The following is a 24,490-nucleotide window of genomic DNA, read 5'->3' on the forward strand; positions in this document are numbered from 1 at the left end:
TCGCCCTGTCAACGCGCCTGCGCAATGAATCTCTGGATGTGGGTGGCAATCGACGCATAGTCACCGCCCAGGTGATGGCCGGTACCGACTTCGACGACGCTGGCGCCAGCATGGTTGATGTGCGGGCACAGACCCTCGCTTTCGCCATGTCCCTGCATGCAAAGCAACGGCAGGTCACCGAGGCGACGGAGCTGTGGCAATACCGGATCACCGCCGCTGGTAGAGCCTGGCAGCCAGTCGAGCACATGTACTTCGTAGCTCGCGCTCGCAGACGGCGCGATGAGCGTCAGCGAATGCAGGTGCTCGCGAAGATCCTGCGGCAACAGATTGACGATGGCCGGCAGGACATCGGCGCCGAATGAATAGCCGATCAGGTTGATTTGTTCGCGCCGCCAATCGTTCGCATAGTGGCGCAGTATCCGGCTGACATCCGCAGCCACCTCCTCGGGCTTCCGCGCCTTCCAGAAGTAGCGCAGGCTGTCGAGACCCACCACGGGCAGGCCGCCGTCAGCGAGTTGTTGGGCCACTTCGCGGTCGAGCCCTGCCCAGCCACCATCGCCGCTCAACAACAGTGCGAAACCGGCCTTCCCCGCACTCGCCGTCGCCGACTGCGCCGGCGCGCTCACCACGGTCAATGGCAAACCTGACAGCGCGGAGACCTCCAAAGGCTTGTTGTGATCCGTGTCCTCGAGCCCGGCGAAGGTACGCAGGAACTGCGGCCGCCAGTTCTTTTCAACGCCGAATCCGTGGCCGACCCGATCAAGGCGCACGACGCGCGCCGCGTCGCCTGTCTTTCCGGCAAACTCGTCCACCGCTGCCGGATTGCATACGGCATCCTGCTGGCCTTGCAGGGCCACCCAGGGGTCGCGCAGCCTCGTGCTCGGCTGCAGCACCCAGTCACCGCGGTGATTCGCCTCGTAGTGCAGTCCGGCACCGGGGCAGAGTGCGACATGCCGGAAATCCTGGTCGGCACAGAAGCCGAGGCTCACCGCGCCCGCGAATGTACCGGTCGGCGCCTGCGCGATCGCGGCATATACCAATGTCGCGCCCGAGGAGTACCCATAGAGCATCGGCTTGATGTATTCGGGCAACTTCAGTTCTTTCTGCAGGCGATGGCTCAGGTTCTCGAAATCGACCGCAAGGGATTCGCATCTCGCCGTTGATTTCGAAAAGTTGGCGAGATAGGTACGGATGTCGATACCGATGACCAGCGCTCCTTGATCGCGCAATGCCCGCGCCATGCCCACCACGCCGAGATGCCAACCGCCATCGCCCGAGACGAACAGAACCACAGCCGTCGGTGCCCGCGCCGGGCGATAGATTGTCATGCGCCCGAACCGCCCCCAGCTGATCGACTGCGCTTCATCCGGCGACTGTGGCGTCGCGTAGACCGGCAGCGCCAGCAACAACGCGACCATCGCGACGCCCGTCGTTTTCCATTGCTTGATCACTTGCTCACCACTGCCCTGAGACCGCCCGCGACCAGGATGGAAAGATCGGACACGATCCGTGGCAACGCGAGCCCGCCGTGAGCGACCAGATAGCGCGGCTGCCAGCGCGGATCGAATTTGCTCTTGTACCGGCGCAGACCGCTGAAGTTGTAGAAGTGCTCGCCGTGACGATAGACAAAATTGCCCACCTTGTGCCACACCGGCGATAACGGGTGCGCGCCGAGCCCGGACAATGGCGCCATGCCGAGGTTGAACCACCGGTAGCCTTGCGCACGGCCCCAAAGCATCAACTCGATGAACAGGAAGTCCATCGCGCCGCGCGGCGCGTCGTTGCCAAATCGCATCAGGTCGACGGACAGCTCTTCCTTGCCGGACGTCGCCCAGAGATTGGCGAATGCTGCTGGCTCGCCCTCGCGGCGCACCAGTGCAATCGGAAACTCGCTCATGTAGTCCTCGCTAAAACGTCCGACGGAGAAGCCCTTCTCCGCAGTCGATTTCTCGGCCAGCCATTGGTCGGACAGGCGCCGCAGGTCTTGCATCAATCCAGCCGACTGATCACGCGGTAGGACTTCAAACGTCGCGCCGTCGCGTTCCGCGCGGCGTCGCGCCTGGCGCAATTCGGCGCGTGCACTGCCGTCGAGGGAGAACTCCGGCAGATACACCTGCGCTTCCTCGCCTATCTTGAGCGCAGCAAGACCGAGATCGACGTACAACGGGAGATACTCGTCGCTGACCTGATAGAACACGGTACGACCGCCGTGTTGATCGGACAGTTCCCGGAATCGCCAAATCAGGTTTGCGAACTGCGCGGCGCTGCCAACCGGGTCGCCCAATGCGACCCAGCTGCGATTCACGACCTGGTACATGATGAAGGCATCCTGTGACGGCGTGAGCAGCAAACGTTTGTCTTCGCTCAACACCGCGAAGGCCAGCGAATGGCGCGCCAACGGCAGAATCCCGCGCGCAATCCGCAATTGGCCAGCTTCATCATCGCTGTCATCGGGACGTGCCGGACCAAGCAGGTTCGCGCTCAGGAACAACGCGGTGATGATGACCACGGCCAGGGACGCCCGCAGGACGCGTGACGCATCGCTCTTGAACGCGAAGGTCCACCACAGTTCCGATGAGTACGACACATCGCGATGTGCAAGCACGGCGACCCATAGCACAGCCACGACGACCGCGACCAGGGTAACGGCCCAGCCTGGCGTGAAACGCTCCTGCAGAAGTGGTGATTTGCGGTAGAAGGCTGCACGGCCGATATGGAGGAATGTCGCCACCAAGGCGAGCAGCAAGGCTTCTTCGTAGTCGAAGCCCTTCAATATCGACGCGGCCATGCCAATCCCGAGCAGGATTTGCGTCAGGTGGTAGGCTGCACGGACCCGGCGCAGCAGCGCCCGCGCCAGAATCAGCAGCACGATTCCGATCACGCTGCCGGCGAGATGCGAGAACTCCAGGATGGGCAGCGGCAACAGCCGCTTGAGTCCTGCGAGACGCGTATCGATAGCCGGCGTCGCACCGGAGAACAACAGGACCACGGCCGCCGCGAACACCAGGCCGGCACCCAGCTGCGGCGCAATCGCGCCGATATAGGTCGTGGTCACTCGTTGCATCAGGCGCAAGCGCTCGCGATGCGCTGACAGTTCGCGCACCGCGAAGATGGCGCCTGCGATCAGCAGAGGCACCAGGTAATAGATCAGGCGATAGAGCAACAGCGACGCAAGCAAAGCGTCGCGCGGCAGATTCGGCAGCGTCAACAGCACGACCGATTCGAATACGCCGAGACCGGCTGGCACGTGACTCAATACCCCGGCAACTGCGGCGACCGCAAAGGTGCCGGCGAACGCGATGAAAGAAAGGTCTCCTCCGCTTGGCAGCAGACACCAAAGCACGCCGGCCGCAACACACATGTCGAGTATCGCAAGCGACAACTGCAGCGTAGCGATCGCAATCCCCGGGCTTGGAATCGACCAGCCCAGGATCTCGAGACTCCGCTCGCGCCGCGCCGTAAGCGCCAGGTAACCCACCGGGATGCACGCGAGTGCGATGCCGACCGCCCGCGCCCAGCCGCCATGTACATGCAGCACGCTGTCGGCCGAGGATTGTCCGCTCAACAGCGAAATGGCCGCCAGTGATATGAATCCCAACGCCGTGGTAACGGAGTTGAATGCCGTCACCAGCGCGACCTCGGCAACGCCAAGCCCGACCGGCGCGTACCAGCGATAGCGCACGGCTGCGCCCGTCAACGCTGCCATGCTGAGGTTATGACCTATCGCGTAGGCGATGAAGGAGGCCAGCGTCGCGTAACGCCAGCGCACTTTCGCGCCGATCGCGCGCAAGGCCAACGGATCATAAACGGCAAGTATCAGATAGCTGAGCGCCGTCAGCAGTGCCGCAAGGACCATGACTTTCGCATCGATTTGCCGCGCCACCGCAAGGATGTCCCCGGCTTGCAGCTTGCCGAGTTCATGGTGCAATACCCAGATCACGGCAATGAAGACCGCGAATGGCAGCAATGCCCCCATCCAGCGCAACCGCGACGATTCTGGTTGCATTGGCAGGTCGTCTGACGTCGTCGCGTTCGCCTTCATTGGGTCCTAGAGAAGCGAACTTGGCGCCGCGCGGCCATTACGAATAGTTCATGCAGCTGCAATCGCCGCGTCAGCGCGAGCGCATTAGATTGGTTCCCGTCGACAAACGACACCCCGTACCCACTAAAGGAGCAAGTGAAGATGCGAGCCATTTCGAGCTTGATTGCGGTTTCAGCCTTGGCCGTGAGCAGCGCGTTCGCCGCCGGCCAGGCGGCCGCCCCGGCGCCAGCCGCCAATGCCGGGACCCAGGCCAAGAATGAAAAATTCGAAGCCTGCCGCAAGGAGGCGGATGCCAAACACCTGACCGGCAAGGCGCGCGATGAGTACATCGTCAAATGCCAGACCGGCAAGGACAAGGCCGCCAAGTAGCAACCGCAGCGACTCCGGCTGGCATCGCCTGACGCCAGCCGGGGCACGCCGGGTATCGAGGAGCCGACCATGAGAATCCGATCGTCACTGACCATGGTGGTCTTGGCAAGCCTCGCGGCCGGCCAGGCCGCATCCGCGCCACCAGACAAAGGCTACGGTTGGCAGACCTACCTCACAGTCGTACTCGAGGCAGATGGGTTCGAAGGATCCGTTTGCGAGCACCCGCCCAGCATTTCCCTCAACCCGGTCACGGTTAGGGATGGCGAACCCAGGACCCTCTACAGCCACGACGCCATCGTCGCGCAAACCCTCAAGGTGGGACGGCCCATCGAAGATGGTCCAAAGAACTTCGAATGCTGGTTCGAGTATCACAGTCCCCTGCTCGCCCCTGGCGTGTGGAAAGTGACCGGAGAATTCGCGAGCGGCAGCAAGTCCTGCAACAAAAGTGTCGAACCGCATTCTGAAAATGTCCTTCACATCGACGAAGAGGAAGGATGCATTGCAAACCAAGGAGTCAAACCGTGAAAGCCACTATTGTGATAGCCAATCTATTGCTGCTGGGCGCCGTCAGCGCCTATGCCGCAACACCGGCGACGGACCCGTCAGCCGGTAGCAAGCCGACCCCGGCAACGGCCACGGCCATGCACAAATCGCGCCGCAGCTGCAGCAAGGACGCCATGAAGCAGAATCTGCACGGCCAGGCGCGAATCGATTTCATCAAGGCCTGCATGGCACAGACAAGCTCGGAGCAAAAGGGCCCGGAACAGCAGAAGCAGGAGTAGCCTTCGGCGCTGCGTGTTCTCCTGAGCCTCCCATTGACCGCTCAGCCGCCAGGGAACACGCAGCGTACGAGCAAGCCGGGGTGGTTGTCCTCGAGCGCGAGCGTGCCGCGATGCAGCCGGACGATCGCGGCAACGACACTCAGGCCGAGTCCGCTGCCGCCGATGTCATCGTGACGATGCAGGCGCTCGAAAGGGCGCAACACGCGTTCACGTTCTCCGGGCGGTATGCCCTGGCCACGGTCGGCGACACTCAGGACGATATTGCCATTGTCAGCACGGGCGGTGATCACGATTTCGCCGCCGCCGTGTCCGTACTTGATGGCGTTCTCTATCAGGTTGGCCAACAGCTGTGCGAGCAATTGCCGGCTGCCACGCAGCGGTAGTTCGACATCGACCTCGCAGCGCAGTGTCATACCCTGCGCCTCGGCATCCGGCAGGTAGAGTTCGACCATCTCACGGCTGAGCTGGCCCAGGTCCACGGCCTCTGCAGCACTCAGTACGGCATCGCCATCGGCTCGGGCAATTTGCAGCAACGACGACAAGGTACGTTGCACATGATCGACGTCCTTCAAGGAAGCATGAATGGCGCCAACGATTGCGCCGCCGCCCTGATCGTGCAGCAGCGCCTCCTCCAGGCGTACGCGCATGCGATAAAGTGGCGTGCGCAGGTCGTGGGCGGCGCTGTCGAAGGTGGTGCGCAGCAGCCGTGTCTGTGTCTCGATACGAACGAGCATCTGGTTGACCGCCTGGGCCAGGGCATCGAATTCGTCGTTCACACCGGCAACAGGCAGGCGTTCTGCGAAATCGCCGCTCATGATTCGCTCGCAGCTCGCGGCTGCACTGCGAACGCGGTCGCGGTTGCGCCTTGCGTACCACAGCCCGAGGGCAACCACCAGAACCGTGGTCAACAGTACCGTCCAGATCGCAGCCAGACGTTGCACTCGCAATAGCCGCAAATGCTGGGTGAGGTCGGTGCCAACGAGCAATACATTGCCATCGGCCAGGCGCACGATGCGCGCACGAACCGGATGGCGCTGCGTGCTGTTGGGTTCAAGAACAGTGAATTGCGCCCAGCCGCTGGCAACGGCCAGGTGCTTGGGCCATCCGGCGAGATTGCCCGCCTGCGGCACCAGATCGGCATCGACCAGCAGATAGACCGCACCGGTGCGCGTCCAATCGGTACGGCGCAGGGCCAGCGAGTCCGCGAGCAGCAACGAACCGCCGGTTTCGTAGCGCTCGAGCAATCCTTCCGCCTCGGCATCGATCACCGCGCTGACATCGCGATCGAGCGCGCGTGCAGTGAGCAGATAGATCGCAGCCAGCAGCAGTGTGACCGTAATGGCCACGAGCGCGACGTAGAACGCCACGAGGCGTCGCGCTGTCGGAATCACCGTTCAGGCCGGTGCGCGCAGCGAATAGCCCGCGCCGCGTATCGTGTGCAGAAGCGGGTGGGAGAAATTCCTGTCGATGGCGCTGCGCAGCCGGCTGATATGCACATCGATCAGGTTGGTTTGCGGATCGAAGTGCAGATCCCATACGGCCTCGAGCAGCATGGTGCGGGTCACCACCTGATCGGCATGACGCATCAGGTATTCGAGCAGCTGGAATTCCCGCGCCGTCAACTCGATTGACCGGCCGGCGCGCGAGACGCGGCGCGTCAGCATGTCGAGCTCGAGGTCGGCGACCCGCAGCTGAGTGATGGCGCTCGGCGCCTGGCCACGTCGGAGCAGTGCCTCGACGCGCGCCAGCAACTCGGCAAATGCGAACGGCTTGGTGAGATAGTCGTCGCCGCCCGCCTTGAGCCCTTTGACACGATCGTCCACGGTGCCGAAAGCCGACAAGACAAGCACCGGGACCCGACTGCCCTGCTCGCGCAGCAAGCTGATGACTGTAAGACCATCGATATGCGGCAATTGCCGATCCGCGATGATCAAGTCGTAGTTGCCTTCGGTGGCGCGATACAGTCCTTCCCGACCATCGCCGGCAATCTCGACCTTGTACCCGCTCTCTCGCAAACCTTTCGCCAGAAAGCAGGCGGCATCGTTATCATCTTCGATCAGCAGGAGATTCATGGTGAGTCGACGCCTCTGGTCAATGAAACCCAAGCGACACGGCACGTCCTGCGTTCGACATCGGCGGCGCCGATTAAGTTTCCTGGCCCTGGCCCTTTCGCTACTGGCCGCCGCCGCCCCGGCCGAGCCCATGGTCGAGCCTGGTAGCCGCGACAGCGTACTGGTCATTGCACCCCACCCTGATGACGAATCCCTGTGCTGCGCGGGCCTGCTGCAACGCGCTGCCCGCCGCGGCGCCCGCCGCGCCATCGTCTGGCTGACCAGCGGCGATGGATTCGAACTCGATGCCATGGTCATCGAGAAGCACCTCGAGCCGGGCACGCAAGGCCTGCTGGGTCTCGCCGAGAAGCGCATGCGGGAGGCGCGCACCGCTGCCGGCTTGCTCAGCGTTCCCGATGATGCGCAGGTATTCCTCGGTTACCCGGATCGCGGACTCTCGCAGATGCTGCAGCAGAACTACGTCACGCCCTATCGCTCGCGGTACACCGCAGCGAGCCACGTGCCCTACGCGCAGGCGCTGGCACCGGGCAGTGAATACACCGGCAGGAATCTCGAGCGCGATGTACGTCAATTGCTGGACCGGCTGCAACCGACGCTCGTCCTGGCGCCGAGCCCGCTCGATCGGCACCCCGATCATCGGGCCGCTGGTGTTCTTCTGCTACGCCTGATGAACGAGCGCGATCAACTGGACCGCCTGCGTTTCTGGGTGGTTCACGCAGGGAACGACTGGCCAATACCGCGTCGCGCAGAACCTGGTCGGGCGATGCAGGCCCCGCCGGGCACGGGCCAGCTGCATTGGCAGTCGCTCGCACTCAGCGCTGCAGAAGTCGCGCAAAAAGAGCGCGCAATCGCCGCGCATGCGACGCAAATGAAAGTGATGGCGCCGTTCCTGCGCTCTTTCGTGCGCAACGACGAAATATTCACGGCAGATTCGGCGCTACCCTCCGCAGCGCCGCGTTAGCGCTGCGTCAGCTCGCGCTGCCGGCCACCACCACGAACAGCAACAGACAGCTGCGGCGCCAGCGGTTCTCCCAACTGTGCAGGTTGCCGCCCTGTATCAACAGGTCGCCCTGGCGCAAATCGATTTCCTGGTCGTCGAGCTTCAGGAGCACGCGCCCGTCCAGCACCGCCATGTAATCGAGGGTCGCATTGCGATGCATGGGAATGTCCTTCACCGTCGTGCCGCCCGGGATCTGCGCCACGTAGAAACTGGTGCCGACGAAGCCGGGGCGGTAGGCATTGCCGGCGCTCGCGCCGGCATCCGCGCCCAACGGCAACTGCACCGGCACTGCGGAGGACTCCCAAAGACGCGTAATGCGCGTGCCATTCAGCGTGAGCACATTGCCAGGCTCGCCATCGGCGAGCACGACGGTCCTGCCTTGCGCGTCGTAGCTCGTGACCACCCGCCGCAATCGACGCCAGTTGCTTGCGCCTGCGTCCCGGCCTGCCGCCGGCAGCGCGGCCATCATCGCGGCAATGCCTGTGGCCCCGCCCAGGAGGCGGCGGCGTGTCACGGATCGTATTGCCTTCATTGCCCCTCACCGTTGTTGCGTTTGCGAAGCACGCTGTCCGCCACCTCGCGGCTTCGTTCCTTGACGCGCTTCAACCACAGGCGCGCCCATGCGAATTCAAGGCCGAGTATGGCGAGGCCCAGTGGTATGACGATAATCGCGGGACCCGGCAGAACGATCATCGCAATGCCGATGATCAGTACGGTGAACCCGACAATCACAATGACGGTCCGCCGTGCCCACTGGTAAGTTATGCGCATTAAGCGCTTTAGCGCGTGCAAGGCGGTTGAATCCGGGTTGCCTGGTTGTCACAGAGGTAGGACTTATGACTGAGCATTCTACGCTGGCCGGCGGCTGCGCATGTGGCGCCTTGCGTTACACCTGCGGCCTGCCGGTGCTTCCCCCGACCTTTTGCCATTGCACTTCCTGCCGTCGCAACATAGGCGCAACTGGCGTTGCCTGGTTCACCATCGCGAGGGACAGCTTGCACTGGTCTCGCACTGCGCCCGCGATATACGCTTCGTCACCGCAGGTGCAACGTGGCTTCTGCCCGGACTGCGGCTGCAGCCTCAGTTACTGGCACGAATCCTACGGCAGGGGAAAAATCGATCTGACGATCGCCACACTCGATGACCCTGCGCGCATCGTTCCCGTCGATCACATCTGGATGAGCGACGCCCTCGAGTGGGAACAACCCGGAGACGGTCGACCACAGCACAGCCGGTTCCGCACGCCGGAGTAAGTTACTCCGGGCCGGCTGACGCGCTGCGCGCAGTCAAGGCTTCGTCCAGGAGATCGGCGAGCAGCGTCTTGTAGTAATCGCCACCCGCTTGCGCACGCCCCGCCGCCACGAAACCGCGCATCTCGGCGATGTCGACCACGACATCACAGCCGGCAAACCGGCCTTGCAGTGCATAGCGCGGGAAGCCGAACTGCCCCGCGAGTCTGCCCTGCTGCGCGGACCGGCGAAGAAGTTCGCCGGCACGACAATTGTCCTGAGGCTGCTTGTTCATTCCAAACAGCGTTATATAGCCGATCACGAACAGTGCCTGCGGGTAGTCGGCATCGGTGGCGCGTTGCCGGTAGGGGATGGCCTGGTCACCAAGCCCGCTGTAGCCGAGGACGCGACCGAGCAGGTAATTCAGGCGCGGGTTCTCAGGATCCTTTGCAACAGCTCCTCGGCAGGCAGCCACCGCGCGCGGCAAATCGATTTCGCGTTTCTCACGACCCTCGGCCACCTTGTACGGATCGTCGGGATGGGATGCCAGGCGATCGCATTCGGTTACCTGTTGTGAATACCTGGCCGGATCGAAGGGTGTCACCGTGACCTGTGGCTGCGGACGCGAAGACTCGGCCTCGCGACCTGTCTTGCCGGCGTGCAATTGCTCCTCCAGGGCTTCGACACGGCCTGCGGACGAGGCGACGCTGATATTCGCACGAGCGAGATCGAGATAGTCCTGCAGCTGCTTTTCGCTGAGCTTCACGCCACAGGCATCGAAGCGTCCATCGAGATACCCTTTGACCAGATAATAGCCCGTCCAGGGGTGATCGAGAGCTATGGAGCGTTGCCACAGCCCGGCGGCGCGGCAATCGTTTCGCGGCAGTTGCTTGCCGTCGTAATTGACGAAGCCGAGCACAAAGATCGCCTGGCGGTAACCGGCGCTCGCTGCCTTTTCGAGTTCGGGCAAGGCCGCATCGGTCTTGTGCTGATAGAAAAGCACGCGTCCCAGTTGATAATGCGCGCGAATGTTCGATGGATCATCGGCAATCACACGCCGGCACGCGGCCTCGGCAACCGGCAGGTCGATGGTCTTGCTCGGTGCGCCGGCCCCGAGTTTGTCCGGATCGCTCGGGTGTGCGGCCAGACGGTCACAGTCAGTGACCGCGTCGGCGGCCGTGCTGTTCGTTGCAGCAAGCGCCAACACCAGCAGCAGCAAGAATTTCGCATTCATGATCAGCCCCTCATCGGTCAACAGGAAAATACTCCGAGAGCAGTGCCGCCATGCGCGGCACATCGCGCAGGAATAGATCAATACCACAATCCGGCAAGTCGACGAAGGTCGACCCCGGCGGCAGACTCCCGCGGGCGCGCAGCGAAACATCGTAGAGATCATCACGTGGCACGAAGGCGACGATGGGACGCCGCAGGCGCAGCAGGCACTCGGCCAAGTCGAAGCGGAACACGGCCTGGTAGGCCTGGCCCGGGAACGGCGCATTCAGATAGTCCACTGTTCGCTCCTGCACATCGGCAAGATCGTAGGGCGGCGTTCGATACTGGAAGCGATTGGCCCAGATCTCCTGCAGATGGCTGCCGTCCTGGCGCGGCACGATGCGCTGTTCGCCGAAGCTTTGCAGGTTGGCAGTGCGCTCCGCAGCCGTGAACAACGGAATCGCAACAATACCAAGCTTGCGCACGCGCGCCGCAGCCGACACCCCGATCTGCACGGCTTCGATTGCACCGGTATGCATACCGAGCACGTCGAGCTGGCCGGTTGCGCCCAGGGCCGAGACCGCCTGCAAAGTCGCCTGCGCATACTGCTCGAGGGTGAGTTCGCGCGCAGGCCTGTCGGAATATCCGTAGCCCAGGCGATCGGGCGCGATGCTCGGCCGTTCGAGCGCATCCTGGAGGTGGCGCCACATCCGGCTCGAGCGCGGCGACATGTGCAGGAGCAGCAACGGCTGCTGCCGTACGTCGCCGCGGCAACGCAGATGCATCTGGCCGAAGTCGGTCGTCACCAGGTGGCGAATTTCCTTCATGGCAATCGTGCGGCGAACTCCATGATGTGCCGGGCGCACTCAGCAGGCTGCTCATGGTGCAGCATGTGCCCGGCCTGCGCGAGCGTGACGATGCGAAGATCTGCAATCTTGTCCGCGAAGTAGTCGTCGGTACCATCCTCGCCGAGTCGCGGCCGGTACTCGGACGAGTCGCCGAGCAACAGGAGCGTCGGCGCCTGGATACGGCGCCAGCTCGCCTCGACTTCCTCGCGCCGGTAGAGCACAGGATTGACATGGCGATGTCGCGGATCGAACGCGTGGCGCCAACCCCCCTCGCTGCGTTGCAGCCAGTGCTGGGCGATGAAGAGTGCGCGGTCGCGCGACAGGCGCGGATTGCGCGAACTGAGCCACTCGCCGAATTCCCGCGGACCAGCATGCCGGCTCGTTTCGACGAGCGGCTCGCCGAGTTGATCGAGCCAGCGTGCGATTTGCCCCGGTGCATCATCGGCGCGCCGGCGCGGCAGGCCGAAACCCTCGAGACTCACGAGTGCAGCGACACGTTGCGGGCGAATGCCGGCATACTGCGTGGCGACGTTGCCGCCCATGCTGTGACCGACGAGCCGCGCTGGTCGGTCACCCACCAGCCTGTCGAGCAGCGCCTCGAGATCCGCAAAATAGTCCGGGAACCAGTAGCCACCGGGGGCCCATTCGCTCGCGCCGAAACCGCGCCAGTCGATGGCGATGCAAGGCCAGTCGTCGGGTAGCTCATCGACCAGGAACTGAAAAGTCGCGCCGTTGTCCTGAAAGCCGTGCAGCAGGACCCAGGGCTCGCCGTCATCCGGCCCCCAGCGATGGAGCCCATGGCGCAGGCCGCGCACCGTGAGGAATTCACGCCGTGGCGCGCGCCGGGCCTGGTAAATGGAATCGTTTGTTGTCATGACGCGTAGATGCTAACGTGATTGTCTTGCGGGAGGATTCAAAAATGACTGACGCAGACAAGACCGGGGCGCCGACACCGGATGAGCGCAACTGGGGCATGTTCGGACACCTGTCGGCACTTTGCGGCCTGATCATTCCCCTGGGCGGCATCATCGGACCGCTCATCATCTGGGCGACCAAGAAGGATCAGTCGGCATTCATCGCGGACAATGCGCGCGAAGCGCTCAACTTCAACATCACGGTAGCAATCGCGGCCGTGGTCGGCATTGTCCTGACCTTCGTGCTGATCGGTATCGTCGTCCTGGTCGTGGTGTTCATCGGCTGGCTGGTACTGACCATCATTGCCGGAATTCGCGCGAGCGAAGGCACTGTCTACCAGTACCCATTCACGCTCAGACTGGTCAAATAGCGCGGTCGATGGCCGCTCAACCGTTGCCTAGGAAGATTCGGTAGGCAGGGTTGTTGGTCTCGTCGGCGAACGAGTAGTGCAGCGCCTCGAGGTGCAGCAGAAAATCGTTGCGCTCGCCAGCTGGTACCTGTATGCCGGCGAGCACCCGGCCATAGTCGGAGCCGTGATTGCGATAATGAAACAGGCTGATGTTCCAGCGCGTGCCGACCGCCGCAAGGAACGCGAGCAGCGCACCCGGCCGTTCCGGGAACTCGAAGCGGTAAAGCTGCTCGTCCACCAGCCCCGGCGAATGACCGCCGACCATGTAGCGCACATGCAGCTTGGCCATTTCGTCGCCGGTCATGTCGGTGACTTCGTAGCCGGCTCCCCGCCAGGCACTCAGCAGTGAATCGCGATCGCTCGCGCCACCGCCCAGGGCAACGCCGACGAAAATCTGCGCCGAACTGCTGCCGCCGTAGCGGTAGTTGAATTCCGTCACGCTGCGTTCGCCAAGCATGCGGCAGAAATCGAGGAAACTGCCCGGGCGCTCGGGTATCTGCACGGCGAAAAGCGCCTCGCGCGCGCCGCCGATATCGGCGCGCTCGGCAACGTGGCGCAGCCGGTCGAAATTGAAATTGGCGCCGCTGTTGACGCAGGCAAGCCTGCGTCCCTGCAGCCTCTCGCGAGCGGCATAACGTTTCATTCCCGCGATCGCGAGCGCCCCGGCGGGTTCGAGCATAGCCCGCGTATCCTCGAACGCATCCTGAATGGCCGCGCAGATCTCGTCGGTATCGACCAGCACGATCTCGTCGACCACCTCGCGAGCGAGGCGGAAGGTTTCTTCGCCGACCCGTTTGACTGCCACACCGTCCGCGAAAATGCCCACGCGTTCGAGCGTCACGCGCTTGCCGGCCTGTAGCGAACGATACATGGCATCGGCATCGGTCGGCTCGACGCCGATGATGCGAACCTTCGGGTAGAGGAACCTGAGATACGAGGCTATTCCGGCAATGAGTCCACCGCCGCCGACCGGGATGAAGAGCGCATCGAGATCACCGCCGCTTTGCCGCGCGATCTCCACGCCGATCGTGCCCTGGCCGGCAATCACATCGGGATCATCGAAAGGATGGACAAACACCATGTTGCGCTCGCGCACGATCTGCATGGCATGTTCATAGGCCGCGTCGTAATCATCGCCATGCAGTATGGCTTCGCCGCCGAGATCGCGTACCGACTCCACCTTGATGGAAGGTGTCGTGCGGGGCATGACGATCAGCGACTTGATTCCGCGACGCCGCGCCGCGAGCGCAACGCCCTGCGCATGGTTGCCGGCCGAGGCGCAGATCACGCCCCGGGCTGCGGCCGCCTCGCTCAACGCGACGATCTTGTTGTACGCGCCACGCAGCTTGAAGGAAAAAACGGGCTGGAGATCTTCACGTTTGAACAACACGGTATTGCCGATGCGCCGCGAGAGTCGCGACGCCTTCTCGAGCGGCGATTCGACCGCGACGTCATAGACCCGGGCCTTGAGTATCCGCTCGACGTAGTCCTGGGCTGCGGATTTCATCGGCCTTCCGGGCCGGGTTCGCCATCCGCTGGAAGCCCTGCGCTCACCTTGTCGCGCGCAAAGCTGCCGAAGATCCTGGCAACGAATTCGTCGCGATCACGAGCCGTTGCCTGCAACGTTTGGTCGTCGAGCTGCTGGTTCTCGAGCATCTCGCGGGTGACGACACCATGTTGCGCGAGCAAGCGCTCGATCAGGCCGAGCCGTTCGCGCTGCACCCAGAGCTCGGCGCCGAGCTCGAGGGTAACCTCGATCAGTCGATCAATCGTCGGATTGTCGAAAAACGCCGGATCGGGTGAGCTGCGGGGCACCCCGGAGCGCAGAGGCTTCTCGGTCATGTGCGCGAGCTTACCTCGACGGCTCGCGACCGCAAAGAACCGGGATGCGCAGGCTCTCAGTTCTTGTCGTTGTTCCTTCGCAGGACGAAGCGAAATCGCGTCTTGCCCATCGTCACGACATCGCCATCCTTCAGCGTGTGGCGCTCGACCTTGCGACCGTTGACCAGCACTCCATTGGTGCTGTTGAGATCCTCGACGATCGTATGCACCGGACCTGCGAGCACGACGGCGTGGTGCCGGCTAATGTAGCTGGCGTCGACCTGAACGTCGTTGTCCGGCGTCCTGCCGATGGTGGTACGGCGGCTCAAGACATGCACGACATCGCCCTCGCCGTCCATGCGCACGAGCAGGCGGGCGGCACCCTGAAGGCTGATCGGCTGGCTGGCATCCTCTTCGGTGGCTCGCGCGGGGCGGCGGCTGTCGATACGCACGACCTGGCCGCTGCTGGCGCTGTCCATGCTGTCGGCCTTGGGCGGTGCTGCCGCGGCAACAGAGCGCCACTCCTCGTTGGCACGTTCGAGCGACTCGATGCGCTGGGTGCCAACGCGCAATTGCGATTCGAGCCGGTTGATCTGTTCCTCGGCGGCGCGCAGGTCGTCCTCGAGTTCCTCGTGGCGGCTATCACGCTCGCGCAGCTGGGCATTGAGCGAGCGTACCAATTCCTGGCTGTCCGCCAGCTGGCTGCTGATCGTCGCAGCGGGCGAGGCATCGTCCGGCGCTGCCGGCGCAGTCACCGACTCCGCATCCACTTCGTCGGGCCGTGCCGAAACGTTGGCGCTCTCGAAGTCCGCCAACAATGCCCGCAAGGTCTGGATTTCGCCGTGCAACGCGACCATATCGCGCTCGAGCGCCGCATTGCGCAGGTCGCGCTCCTCGAGCTCGCCGCGAAGTGTCGCCAGACGCTCTTCGCGCTCCTCGACACTGCCCTGGAGGCTCGCCAGGGACTGCTCACGTTCGCTCACGGTCGTGCGCAGGGATTCGGCCTGCTCCCTCGCCGCATCGAGTTCACCGCCATGCTCGCTGCGTGCCGTCGCGATCTCGGACTGCAAAGCGACGATACGGGCATCCAGCCCGGCGGCGTGCTCTTGCGCGGCGGCCAGTTCCTTGCGTAACTGCGTGAGCGACCGATCCTGGTCCGACAGCCTGGCATCGCGGTCCTGCAGATCTGTACGGATGGCGTCCGCCTCGCGCCGCAACGCCGCTACTTCGTCGGCATGTCGCGTCTGCAACTCGCCAAGTGCATTGGCATGTGCCTGTTGACGTTCGGCCTCGCCCTGCACGGCTTGCGCTTTCGCTGCATGAACCTCGCCGAGCTGCGCGCGCGCCTGCTCGAGCTCGGTCCCTGCCGTTGCGAGTGAGGTTTCCAGTCGAGCCGTGGCCTCCCGTGCAGCCTCGCGCTCAGTGGCGATCAGCGCGTCGCGCTCGGCGATGACCTTCTCCAGCCGCGCGACATCATCGCGCAAAGCCGCTTCGCGTGCCCGCAGGCCCTCGAGCGTCGACTCATGCCCACGCAGGGTGTTTGACAAGGCCTGGAATTCGCTTTGCAGTGTCTGCGCGCCGGCTGTCTGTTGCGCCAAGGCGCTGTTGCGCTCTTCGAGCACATAGCCGAGCTCGGCCCGCTCGCGCGTCAGGCGATCGATGGTCTCGTCGGCCTCATGCAGCATGCTGAGGAGGCTGCCGTCCTTGCCATTGCGCGACTGCAGGCGTTCGTCAAGTTCGATGACGTGCTGCTCGGTGCGGCGCTGCTCACCCTGCGCATCGCGCAATTTCTGTTCGAGCTTCCCGATCTGCGCCGCGGCTTCGTCCAATTGTCGGCCGCGCAGGTCGAAGTCGGCCATACGCGCCTCGAGATCGGCGATTGCGCGCTGCATTTCCTCGCGTTCGGCGACGCCGGCCTCGATCTGCTGGTCCTTGCCGGCGAGTTTGGCTCGCATAGTGCCCAGCTGGCCCTGCAGCGTGGCAAGGTCCGCAGCGCGTTCGGTCAACTGGCGCGCAAGCGCCTCGGCTTGTGCCTTGCTCGCCTGGGCTGCGGCGCGTGCTTCGGCCTTCTCGGCAATGAGCCGGTTGTGGGCCGCCTCACTCACCGCGCTCGTGGATGCAGCCTTGCGCAGGGTGCGCGCATCGCCCTCCGCCATGGGCGAGACCCAGGTGTCGGTGCGGCTCAATTCCTCGGCGTTGCCCTTGGCTTCGAATGCGCTAACGTCCAGAACCGGAAGTTCCGCGGTTCGCTCCAGCTCATCCTGTGCCGGCGGTGCCTCGCGTTGAGACGGCATGTTTGTCCTTCGTTCGGGATCTGTAGTTGTTATTTGGGCTCTATAATAATGTGTCCAGGCGCCGCCCCGGGTCCTTCGACCCAATAATGTGACGCAGCGCCCGGTTTAGGCAACCGCCGCCGTACCGCACGGCCGGCCGAGGTCGGGCTGTACGATGAAAAACGTCTGGATTCTGGCTGCCGCGCAGGCGTTGGGGGGTTGCGGCACGATCATGCTGGTCGCCTTTGGCGGTATCGTCGGCACACAGATTGCCCCGACACCGCAGCTCGCCACCCTGCCGGTCTCGCTCGCCGTAGTGGGTCTTGCCTGCGCGACACTTCCAGCGTCGCTACTGATGCGACGCTTCGGTCGCAAACGGGTATTCATGGCCAATGCCGGTCTTGCTGCAGCGGCTGCGGCAGGTTGCGCCATTGCGGTGAATGCGGCCAATTTTCCGTTGTTGTGCATCGCCAGCATGATCATCGGCGCATCGATGTCGGTCGTTCAGCAATACCGCTTCGCAGCCACCGAATTCGTGCCCGCCAGTGAAGCCGGCAAGGCTGTCGGCATCGTCATGCTGGGCACGCTCGCGGCCGCCCTGATCGGTCCCGGCATTGGCAATGCGCTGCGCCTCGCGATCCCCGGTACCGCCGAGTTCACTGGCAGCTTCGCCGTGCTCGCGTTCCTGCTCCTTGGCGGCGGCGCGGTGCTTGGCCGCCTGCAACGCTCGCCCGCCGCCGCTTTGGCCACGACCGGCGCCGAGCGCAGTCTTGCGCAGATTGCGGCCCAGCCGCAGTACCGGCACGCCGTACTGGCGGGCGTCGCCTCTTATGCCGTCATGAGTTTCATCATGACGGCCACCCCGATCAGCATGCACGTGCACGACCATTTCTCGACTGGCGAGACGACCAGCGTCATATCCGCTCACGTCGTTGCCATGTACGTGATGTCGTTCTTCAGCGGCTTCCTGACACGCTCGCTCGGACTCGGCCGCATGATGATCCTCGGGACCTTGTGCATGACGGCCACGGTCGTGGTCGGCGCCTTCGTCGGCCGTGAGTTCAGCCATTACTTCGTCGGACTTGCGCTGCTCGGCATTGGCTGGAACCTGTTGTTCGTCGCGGGCACGACGCTCTTGACACGGACCTACACGCCGGCCGAGAGATTCAAGGCGCAGGGCTGCAACGACCTGCTCGTGTTCGGATCACAGGCAGCCGTGTCATTGCTGGCCGGGACAACCATCGAAGCCTGGGGTTGGGCAAGGCTCAATCTCGCGACCCTGCCGATCCTTGCCGTAACGCTGATTGCGGCCGTGGTGCTCTCGCGACGCGAACGCGCGTCCGTCAGCCGTCCAGAAATGCCCTTACCTGCTCGGCGATCACCTGGGGCGCAACCGTAAACAATCCGAAACCATAATCGGGCAGATCACGGCAGCGCGCTTGCGGCAGCAATGCCGGCACGCGACCGCCGGCTTCCCAAAGGTCGTCCTTTGGGCGCAGGCACAGCAGCGGCTGCCTGACCGCAACCAGGCGCTCCTGCAACGGATACTGCATCACCGCCTGGCCGGCCCAACGAGCGCGAGGCCCATTGACGAGCTTCTGCGCGAACGCATCGGCCAACATCTCGAGCGTAACGCCCGGGCCACGCCAACGCAGGCTCCTTTGCCACTCGGTGGTGAGATGACTGCCATCCTCTGCGATTTGCACGGGCCAGGGGGCTTGCATGAACGCGCGACGCTCGTCTGCAGAGAACAACGGCACGCCGACCTGCACGAGCCGGCGAATCTGCGTGGGCCGCGACAAGGCCAGCTCGGTCGCGATGACAGCGCCGGTGTGATAGCCCAGCACGTCGATGCTGCGAAAGCGCATGCTGTCCAGAAAATCGCCCATGGCGGCGGCGTAGTCGGCGATTTGCGGCGGCTCGCTCGGTGCATCGGAAGCGCCGTACCCTGGGGTGTCGGGTGCGAACACCGATCGGTCGCGTCCGATCAGTGGCAAGAACGACTCGAACACCCGCCCCGACATGGGTGTCTGGTGAAGACACAACAGCGGCGTGCGTTCATCGAAGCCACCGCCGCTCGGCATGGCATTCAGTACATGCAGCTGACCGAAGCGGCACTCGAAATAGGCGCGGCGAATGCGCGGCGGCAGCTCCTCGGTAGCCTGCGTTGTATGGCGTTTCCTGCTCGACATGGTTGCTGGAACCTATCTCAATATTCCCACGTGGGCTGCAATGTGCCGCTCCGGCACGCATAATCTACCGCCTCAAACGCCGGGGGCCAATCGCCCTGCACCATCCCGAGGAGTGACCATGAAACAGCCAACGACCATTGCAGGAGCCATGCTGACCTGCCTGTGCCTGCCGGCCGTCCTGCACGCCGGCGTTTACATGGAAATGATCGAGCGCGACGCCGGACAGAGTGCCGCCCGGCAGACCGTCCGCTTCTGGGCCGACGGTCCCAGCCTGCTGGTCGAGCAGACTGACGGCGCGCGCAGGCATGCGCAGATCCTGCGCGATCAGCAGATCTACATCATCGACCATGTCAAGAAGACCTATATGCATCTCGACAGGAAACAGCTCGAGGCCATGGGCGATCGCCTCGGCGAGATGCGCAAGCAGATGGAGGCGCAGCTCGCCAAGCTTCCCCCGGAGCAACGACAGATGGTCGAGCAGATGATGCGCGGCAAAATGGGTGCAACGGTCGACCAGCCGAAGCTACGCATCGAGGCGAGCGATCACAGGGGTAGCGCCGCCGGTGCGGACTGCCGTTTCTGGAACATATGGCGCGGCGAGCGCCTCGATTCGGCCCTGTGCGTCGCATCACCGGCGAAGCTCGATGGCGGCGTCGAGCTCATGCAGACCATGAAGACATTGGCAGCCTATTTCGCCGGAATGCGCAAGGCCATGGAGCGCAGCGGTTTCATGCCGCCGGACAATGGCTTCGAGCAGCTCGAGAACATCGACGGCCTGCCGGTCATCAACCAGCGCTACGACGCCCTGGGCAAGCTGCAGAGCGAAATTCGCACCGAAACGATACGTCGCGAGACCATTGCCACGAGCCGGTTCACGGTACCTGACGGCTACAAGGAAGAACGCCTGCCCGCGTTGCCCGCTGGCAAATAGGCGTCATTCAATGCGCGGTTTCCTGGTCAGCGAATTCGGCGGTGTCGAAGTCATGCACTGGACCCGTCTGCCGGCATTGCGGCCGGGACCCGGACAGGTGCTGCTCGACGTGAAGGCGTCCGGAATCAATTTTGCCGAAACGCGCATGCGCGAAGGCAGCTATGGCGGTCAGGCACTGCCCTTCGTCATGGGCATGGAGTCCTCCGGCGTGGTTGCGGCTCTCGGCGATGGTGTCACCGGCTTCAAGCCCGGCGATCGCGTATTCGGGCGGGCACGCGGCTCGCACGCCGAACAGGTCCTCATCGACGCGGCGCACCTCTTTCACATGCCGGCGCAGTTGTCATTCGAGGCCGCGGCGGCCATACCGGTCGGCTGGCTGACCGCCTGGCATGCGCTGATCACCGTGGCCAACGCCGGGGCCGGACAACACGTGTTGATCGAAGCCATTGCGAGCAGCGTCGGCAGCGCCGCCCTGCAGATCGCCTTGTGGCGCGGCTGCTGGGTCGCGGGCACGGCGAGCCGAGATGCCAAGCTGGCGCGGGCGAAGGGCGCAGGTGCCCACGCGACCTACAATTACAAGACGGAGGATGTCGCAGCACGCGCGCGCGCCGACACCGGCGATCATGGCATCGATATCGGACTCATGACCATTGGCGAGGAAACGGCGGACAGCCTCTTCGCGGCGATGGCGGATGAAGGTCATATCGTCATGTATGGCAGCACCGGTGGCCGCAAGGTCTGCTTCAACCTGAATATCGGCACCCGCAATCTGAGATTGTCCAGCATGAGCATCTCGACCAGCGCCCGCTTCATGCCCGAGAGCATGCCGCAGTTTCGCGCCGTGGCTCTGCCACTGTTCGCGAACGGAACCTTCCGTGCCGTGGTGGACAAGGTCCTGCCGATGCGGGAACTCCCGCAGGCTCATGCCATGGTTGCCGATCGCAACCACTACGGCAAGATCGTCATGGTCAATCAGGACTGAAGACTGATGATGATCTTGCCGTCTCGTTCGGCGCCTGTGCGTGCGGCGTGGCGGCAGGCGGCGACAATGTCGCGCAGTGGATAAACCCCGGCGATCTTGGCGCTCAGTTCGCCGCGGGCCAGCAGGTCCGCGAGGCGCGCATACATGGCGCGAATCTGCTCATCGCTGCGCGAGGCGCGCAGGTCGCGCGCGAACGCCGCGCCGCGCAGGCGTATGTCATTGCTGAACATGAGATAGAAATCGAGCTCACAGGGTCGATTGGTCATCGAGCCATAACTCACGACCGTGCCGCCGTAATCCAGGCACTCGGCGATGCGCTGGGTTGCGGCACCGGCCACCGCATCGATGCCGAGTTTGATGGGCGCTCCGGCCACCGCGCCGGCGACCCGCGCGGCGAGCTCGTCGCCGTCCTCGAGCACCACGTCCGCGCCGAGTGCCTTGAGCTCGGCCAGCAGCTCCGGGCGGCGTACCACGTTGACCGTGTGAACGCCGGCGAGCCGCGCAAGGCGAATGAGGAAACGTCCGCAATTGGAATTGGCAGCGTTCTGGATCAACCAGTCACCGCGTTGCATCGGCACGTATTCGTGCAAAAGCGCCTCGGCCGTCGGTGCATTCACCGTAAGGAGTGACAGCTGAACTGCATCGCCCTCGGGCGCCGGCAGGCAATCCGCGGCCTTGCAGGCCAGTTCTTCGCGAAACGTACCCGAGCGCAACGCGGGAAAGACCCGATCCCCGACTGCGCAATTCGTCACGGCCGAGCCCGTTGCGCTGACCCGCCCGATGCCCTCGAAACCCGGCGTGCGCGGCAATGGCAATTGAAACGGCGGCACGCCCTGGATCGTGCGCAGGTCCGCGATATGCAGCGCCGCCGCTTCCATGCGGACGATGACCTCGTCCGCGGCCGGCACGAGCGGCGCGACATCGATAATCTCGAGCACCTCGGCCGGATCACCGTAGCGGCTGTGCTGCGCGACCTTCACCGCGTTATGCCGCGTTCGGCCAGGCGCGCGAGCGCTGCGTTCATTCGTTGCTGGAAGAAACTGCGCTCGGGCACGACGATCTTGCCATTTTGCAGCAGGCCGTTGGGTTCGCGAATGCCCGCCGCGGCAAAGCTCGCGACGAACATGTCGAGCGCCTGGCGCGCAAGGAAATTACCCATGCCCGGACGGCTGCGCCAGGCCCGAAGACCCGCCATGTCGAGCATTGCGCTGGCCACCATCGACTCGCCCTGGCCGGCAACGGCGAGCTGTTTGCCGAGATAGTCGATGACATCGGAATAGCCGTTGGATGAATCCCAGGGAACATCGATGCCGCGCAGCACTGCGGTGTTCGCGGACAACAAGTAGGCCATGTTCTCCTGCGCCCGGGCGCGACGCGCAACCTGCTTCTGGGTAAGCTGTGGTGATCCGACTTCGCTCGAAGGGTGAAGCAGCACTTCCGCGCCCCGCAGGCCAAAGCATCGCGCAACCTCGGGATAGAGGATTTCCTCGGATGCGATGGTCGCAAGCTTGCCAAGCGGCGTGTCGGCCACCGGGAAGACGCCTTCGAGGCCATAGACATCGAGATAGCGGTCCCACACGTCGTGCGGTGTCGGCGCGAATACGGAAATGAGGCGCCGGTAGCCGAGTACGCGCTTGCCGGATGGATCGAAGACAAAGCAGGCCTGGAAATAAAGACCGGGAAAATGGCGGTCGGTCTCATAGGCATTGCCCGCGAGGTACACGCCATGCCGCGCTGCAATCGCGCCAAGCTCCCCATACTCGCGGCCGTCCGGATCGAGCGCCGCCTTATCGCGCCACTCGGCGATGCTCTCTCCCCAGGGCGGACCGGTGAGGACATATTCCGGCAGCACCAGCAGCCGCAGATCCTCGCCAAGCCAGCGCTTCGCGCCGAGCACCTGCACGTCGATGCGCCGGATCGTGCGCAGCATGCGTTCTTCGGCACTGGCGCGACTGGTATCCTGATGCACGCAATCGCAATCGGTCTGCAGCGCGACGGCAAAATATCGATCCAGAAGCTTGTTGTTCATAAGCCTGCGCAGTGTAAGGCGTTATGATCGACAATCGCAAAGATGCCTTGGATCGCTGACCATTGTTGCCAGAAGGAACGCCGATGCACGCAGGCTGGCTTTGGATCGTCGCACTGGGATTGATCGCCATCGGGCTGATTGGCACCGTGTTGCCGGCTTTGCCCGGCGCTGCCGCGGTCTTCGGCGGCATGCTCCTCGGCGCCTGGCTGGATGACTTCCAGCGCATCAGCTGGGTCACTGTCGTCGTACTCGGCGTGCTCACCGCGCTGACTTTCGCGGCCGACATCCTCGGCAGCGTGTTCGGCGCCCGTCGCGTCGGCGCAAGCCGGTTGGCACTTCTTGGCGCTGCGATCGGCGCCTTGATCGGCATGTTCTTCGGTTTTGTCGGCATGATCTTCTCCCCCTTCCTCGGCGCAGTCGCCGGCGAACTCATCAGCCGCGGCCGGGTGGGCCAGGCGGCGCGCATCGGTATCGGCACCTGGCTCGGATTGTTGCTGGGCACGCTCGCCAAGGTCGCGCTGGTGGCATCGATGCTGGTGATCTTCGTGTCGGCGTACTTCATCCCATGACCACTCGCAGCGTCGCAGTGCTTGGCAGCGGCACCGCGAGCGCGGTACTGCCAGTCACCATACAGCGTCTGGACGACGAAGACGTCCATCCCGTCATCGTCAATCCGCGTCTCGCCGTCTTCGCGTTCACGCCCTATGAACGCTTGCTGGTCGACCTCGCCTACGTGGATGCCGCCGAGATCGCAAGTGCCAGGGGTCATGGAGCGATCCTGGTGAACTCATTTGCCGACTACGGTCTCGAAGCCATGCGAGCGCGCCTGGCCATTCCCGCGATCGGTGCCGGCGAAGCCGCCATCGCGCTGGCGGCGCAGGGCGGGCGCCGATTCGGCATCGTCACCGTGTGGCCGGCCTCGTTGCAGCATCTGTACGATGAGCGCCTGGCCCGCGTCCCCGGCGCGCACCAGTGCACGGAAGTGCGCCATGTCTTCGACGAGCGCGAGCTGGCGAGGCTGCGAAGCGCCGATGGCGTCATGCAGCGGATGCAGCATGCAGACAAAGCGGTTATCGACGCGATTGTCGCCGCGTGCGACGAATCGCTCGCCAGTGCCGGCAGCGAGTGCATCGTGCTTGGCTGCACCTGCATGACTTCCATCGCCGCGGAAGTTGCCGGCAGAATCGACGCGCCGCTTATCGATCCGGTCGCCACCGGTTACCTGAAGGCGCGCGATGCCGCGCTGCATGGCACGGTGCGCGAACCACCGGCCGGAAGTTCCGACGCCAGCGTCGGGGCCCTGATCGATGCCTGGTTGGCCGCGGGCACGCCGACCGGCAACGCAGCCGACTGCCCGGTCTGCATCCTGCCGTCCGATTGACGG

At 64.0% G+C, this 24,490-nt stretch carries 26 protein-coding genes; 11 read left to right on the plus strand and 15 right to left on the minus strand.

What is annotated here, in order from left to right; translation table 11 throughout:
- Positions 1-8: 8 nt before the first annotated feature.
- On the minus strand, positions 9-1,451 hold the full coding sequence (locus R3E77_15485; GenBank protein MEZ5500815.1) for an AcvB/VirJ family lysyl-phosphatidylglycerol hydrolase: 1,443 nt from the start codon (positions 1,449-1,451) through the stop codon (positions 9-11).
- Positions 1,448-4,006, minus strand: coding sequence for a bifunctional lysylphosphatidylglycerol flippase/synthetase MprF (mprF, locus tag R3E77_15490; protein MEZ5500816.1), 2,559 nt, complete (start codon positions 4,004-4,006; stop codon positions 1,448-1,450). Before mprF ends, R3E77_15485 begins: the two co-directional genes overlap by 4 nt.
- A gap of 177 nt (positions 4,007-4,183) precedes the next feature.
- On the opposite strand from mprF, the gene R3E77_15495 reads away from it, so the two are divergent.
- From R3E77_15495 to R3E77_15505, 3 genes are all read left to right on the plus strand, one after another.
- Positions 4,184-4,411: a hypothetical protein gene (locus tag R3E77_15495; GenBank protein MEZ5500817.1), complete on the plus strand. Its 228-nt coding sequence runs from the start codon at positions 4,184-4,186 to the stop codon at positions 4,409-4,411.
- Positions 4,412-4,480: 69 nt separating this feature from the next.
- A complete protein-coding gene (locus R3E77_15500) occupies positions 4,481-4,936 on the plus strand; it encodes a hypothetical protein (GenBank protein ID MEZ5500818.1) in 456 nt (151 codons plus the stop codon).
- Complete coding sequence (locus R3E77_15505) at positions 4,933-5,193, plus strand: PsiF family protein (GenBank protein MEZ5500819.1); 261 nt, start codon at positions 4,933-4,935, stop codon at positions 5,191-5,193. Before R3E77_15500 ends, R3E77_15505 begins: the two co-directional genes overlap by 4 nt.
- A 41-nt stretch (positions 5,194-5,234) precedes the next feature.
- Here the strand turns inward: R3E77_15505 and R3E77_15510 are convergent, their stop codons facing one another.
- Both R3E77_15510 and R3E77_15515 read right to left on the minus strand, forming a co-directional pair.
- The gene (locus tag R3E77_15510) at positions 5,235-6,560 is read right to left on the minus strand and encodes a HAMP domain-containing sensor histidine kinase (protein MEZ5500820.1); all 1,326 of its coding nucleotides are present in this window, start codon (positions 6,558-6,560) and stop codon (positions 5,235-5,237) included.
- Positions 6,561-6,587: 27 nt separating this feature from the next.
- Complete coding sequence (locus R3E77_15515; GenBank protein ID MEZ5500821.1) at positions 6,588-7,265, minus strand: response regulator transcription factor; 678 nt, start codon at positions 7,263-7,265, stop codon at positions 6,588-6,590.
- Between R3E77_15515 and R3E77_15520 the strand changes: the two genes are divergently transcribed.
- On the plus strand, positions 7,264-8,226 hold the full coding sequence (locus tag R3E77_15520) for a PIG-L family deacetylase (GenBank protein MEZ5500822.1): 963 nt from the start codon (positions 7,264-7,266) through the stop codon (positions 8,224-8,226). The genes R3E77_15515 and R3E77_15520 overlap by 2 nt on opposite strands.
- 7 nt (positions 8,227-8,233) lie before the next feature.
- On the opposite strand, the gene R3E77_15525 is transcribed toward R3E77_15520, so the two are convergent.
- Entirely contained in the window at positions 8,234-8,797 is a 564-nt protein-coding gene (locus R3E77_15525; GenBank protein ID MEZ5500823.1) for a hypothetical protein, read from the minus strand.
- On the minus strand, positions 8,794-9,036 hold the full coding sequence (locus R3E77_15530) for a PGPGW domain-containing protein (protein MEZ5500824.1): 243 nt from the start codon (positions 9,034-9,036) through the stop codon (positions 8,794-8,796). Before R3E77_15530 ends, R3E77_15525 begins: the two co-directional genes overlap by 4 nt.
- 65 nt (positions 9,037-9,101) lie before the next feature.
- Here R3E77_15530 and R3E77_15535 point away from each other — a divergent pair, with 65 nt between their 5' ends.
- The gene (locus R3E77_15535) at positions 9,102-9,518 is read left to right on the plus strand and encodes a GFA family protein (GenBank protein ID MEZ5500825.1); all 417 of its coding nucleotides are present in this window, start codon (positions 9,102-9,104) and stop codon (positions 9,516-9,518) included.
- A 1-nt stretch (position 9,519) separates the two neighbouring features.
- Here R3E77_15535 and R3E77_15540 read toward each other — a convergent pair whose 3' ends face one another.
- From R3E77_15540 to R3E77_15550, 3 genes are read right to left on the minus strand one after another with little or no spacing between them, the layout of a single operon-like run.
- Complete coding sequence (locus R3E77_15540) at positions 9,520-10,728, minus strand: hypothetical protein (protein ID MEZ5500826.1); 1,209 nt, start codon at positions 10,726-10,728, stop codon at positions 9,520-9,522.
- Positions 10,729-10,738: 10 nt separating this feature from the next.
- Complete coding sequence (locus tag R3E77_15545) at positions 10,739-11,533, minus strand: alpha/beta hydrolase (GenBank protein ID MEZ5500827.1); 795 nt, start codon at positions 11,531-11,533, stop codon at positions 10,739-10,741.
- Positions 11,530-12,429, minus strand: a complete 900-nt coding sequence (locus R3E77_15550) for an alpha/beta hydrolase (protein ID MEZ5500828.1) — start codon at positions 12,427-12,429, stop codon at positions 11,530-11,532. Before R3E77_15550 ends, R3E77_15545 begins: the two co-directional genes overlap by 4 nt.
- Positions 12,430-12,473: 44 nt before the next feature.
- On the opposite strand from R3E77_15550, the gene R3E77_15555 reads away from it, so the two are divergent.
- Positions 12,474-12,839 (plus strand): DUF4870 domain-containing protein, encoded by a 366-nt coding sequence (locus R3E77_15555; protein ID MEZ5500829.1) that lies wholly within the window; start codon positions 12,474-12,476, stop codon positions 12,837-12,839.
- Between the two features lie 16 nt (positions 12,840-12,855).
- Here the strand turns inward: R3E77_15555 and ilvA are convergent, their stop codons facing one another.
- From ilvA to R3E77_15570, 3 genes are read right to left on the minus strand one after another with little or no spacing between them, the layout of a single operon-like run.
- On the minus strand, positions 12,856-14,385 hold the full coding sequence (ilvA, locus tag R3E77_15560; GenBank protein MEZ5500830.1) for a threonine ammonia-lyase, biosynthetic: 1,530 nt from the start codon (positions 14,383-14,385) through the stop codon (positions 12,856-12,858).
- Positions 14,382-14,720 carry a hypothetical protein gene (locus R3E77_15565; GenBank protein ID MEZ5500831.1) on the minus strand — a complete coding sequence of 113 codons (339 nt, stop codon included), beginning with the start codon at positions 14,718-14,720 and terminating at the stop codon, positions 14,382-14,384. Before R3E77_15565 ends, ilvA begins: the two co-directional genes overlap by 4 nt.
- 56 nt (positions 14,721-14,776) lie before the next feature.
- Positions 14,777-16,993: an FHA domain-containing protein gene (locus R3E77_15570; protein ID MEZ5500832.1), complete on the minus strand. Its 2,217-nt coding sequence runs from the start codon at positions 16,991-16,993 to the stop codon at positions 14,777-14,779.
- A 154-nt stretch (positions 16,994-17,147) separates the two neighbouring features.
- On the opposite strand from R3E77_15570, the gene R3E77_15575 reads away from it, so the two are divergent.
- The gene (locus tag R3E77_15575) at positions 17,148-18,371 is read left to right on the plus strand and encodes an MFS transporter (GenBank protein MEZ5500833.1); all 1,224 of its coding nucleotides are present in this window, start codon (positions 17,148-17,150) and stop codon (positions 18,369-18,371) included.
- On the opposite strand, the gene R3E77_15580 is transcribed toward R3E77_15575, so the two are convergent.
- Entirely contained in the window at positions 18,316-19,164 is an 849-nt protein-coding gene (locus R3E77_15580; GenBank protein MEZ5500834.1) for an alpha/beta fold hydrolase, read from the minus strand. The genes R3E77_15575 and R3E77_15580 overlap by 56 nt on opposite strands.
- Before the next feature lie 118 nt (positions 19,165-19,282).
- Between R3E77_15580 and R3E77_15585 the strand changes: the two genes are divergently transcribed.
- On the plus strand, positions 19,283-20,095 hold the full coding sequence (locus R3E77_15585) for a hypothetical protein (protein MEZ5500835.1): 813 nt from the start codon (positions 19,283-19,285) through the stop codon (positions 20,093-20,095).
- A gap of 10 nt (positions 20,096-20,105) precedes the next feature.
- Positions 20,106-21,077: a zinc-binding dehydrogenase gene (locus R3E77_15590; protein MEZ5500836.1), complete on the plus strand. Its 972-nt coding sequence runs from the start codon at positions 20,106-20,108 to the stop codon at positions 21,075-21,077.
- Here the strand turns inward: R3E77_15590 and R3E77_15595 are convergent.
- Both R3E77_15595 and R3E77_15600 read right to left on the minus strand, forming a co-directional pair.
- Positions 21,068-22,057 carry a zinc-dependent alcohol dehydrogenase family protein gene (locus R3E77_15595; protein ID MEZ5500837.1) on the minus strand — a complete coding sequence of 330 codons (990 nt, stop codon included), beginning with the start codon at positions 22,055-22,057 and terminating at the stop codon, positions 21,068-21,070. The genes R3E77_15590 and R3E77_15595 overlap by 10 nt on opposite strands.
- Positions 22,054-23,106, minus strand: a complete 1,053-nt coding sequence (locus R3E77_15600) for a nitrilase-related carbon-nitrogen hydrolase (protein ID MEZ5500838.1) — start codon at positions 23,104-23,106, stop codon at positions 22,054-22,056. The genes R3E77_15595 and R3E77_15600 overlap by 4 nt, the downstream gene beginning before the upstream one ends.
- An 83-nt stretch (positions 23,107-23,189) precedes the next feature.
- Here R3E77_15600 and R3E77_15605 point away from each other — a divergent pair, with 83 nt between their 5' ends.
- Together R3E77_15605 and R3E77_15610 are read left to right on the plus strand one after the other, a co-directional pair.
- Positions 23,190-23,675: a DUF456 family protein gene (locus R3E77_15605; GenBank protein MEZ5500839.1), complete on the plus strand. Its 486-nt coding sequence runs from the start codon at positions 23,190-23,192 to the stop codon at positions 23,673-23,675.
- Positions 23,672-24,487, plus strand: a complete 816-nt coding sequence (locus R3E77_15610) for an aspartate/glutamate racemase family protein (protein MEZ5500840.1) — start codon at positions 23,672-23,674, stop codon at positions 24,485-24,487. The genes R3E77_15605 and R3E77_15610 overlap by 4 nt, the downstream gene beginning before the upstream one ends.
- Positions 24,488-24,490: the final 3 nt, after the last annotated feature.

The organism is Steroidobacteraceae bacterium, assembly GCA_041395505.1.
Classification (GTDB): domain Bacteria; phylum Pseudomonadota; class Gammaproteobacteria; order Steroidobacterales; family Steroidobacteraceae; genus JAWLAG01.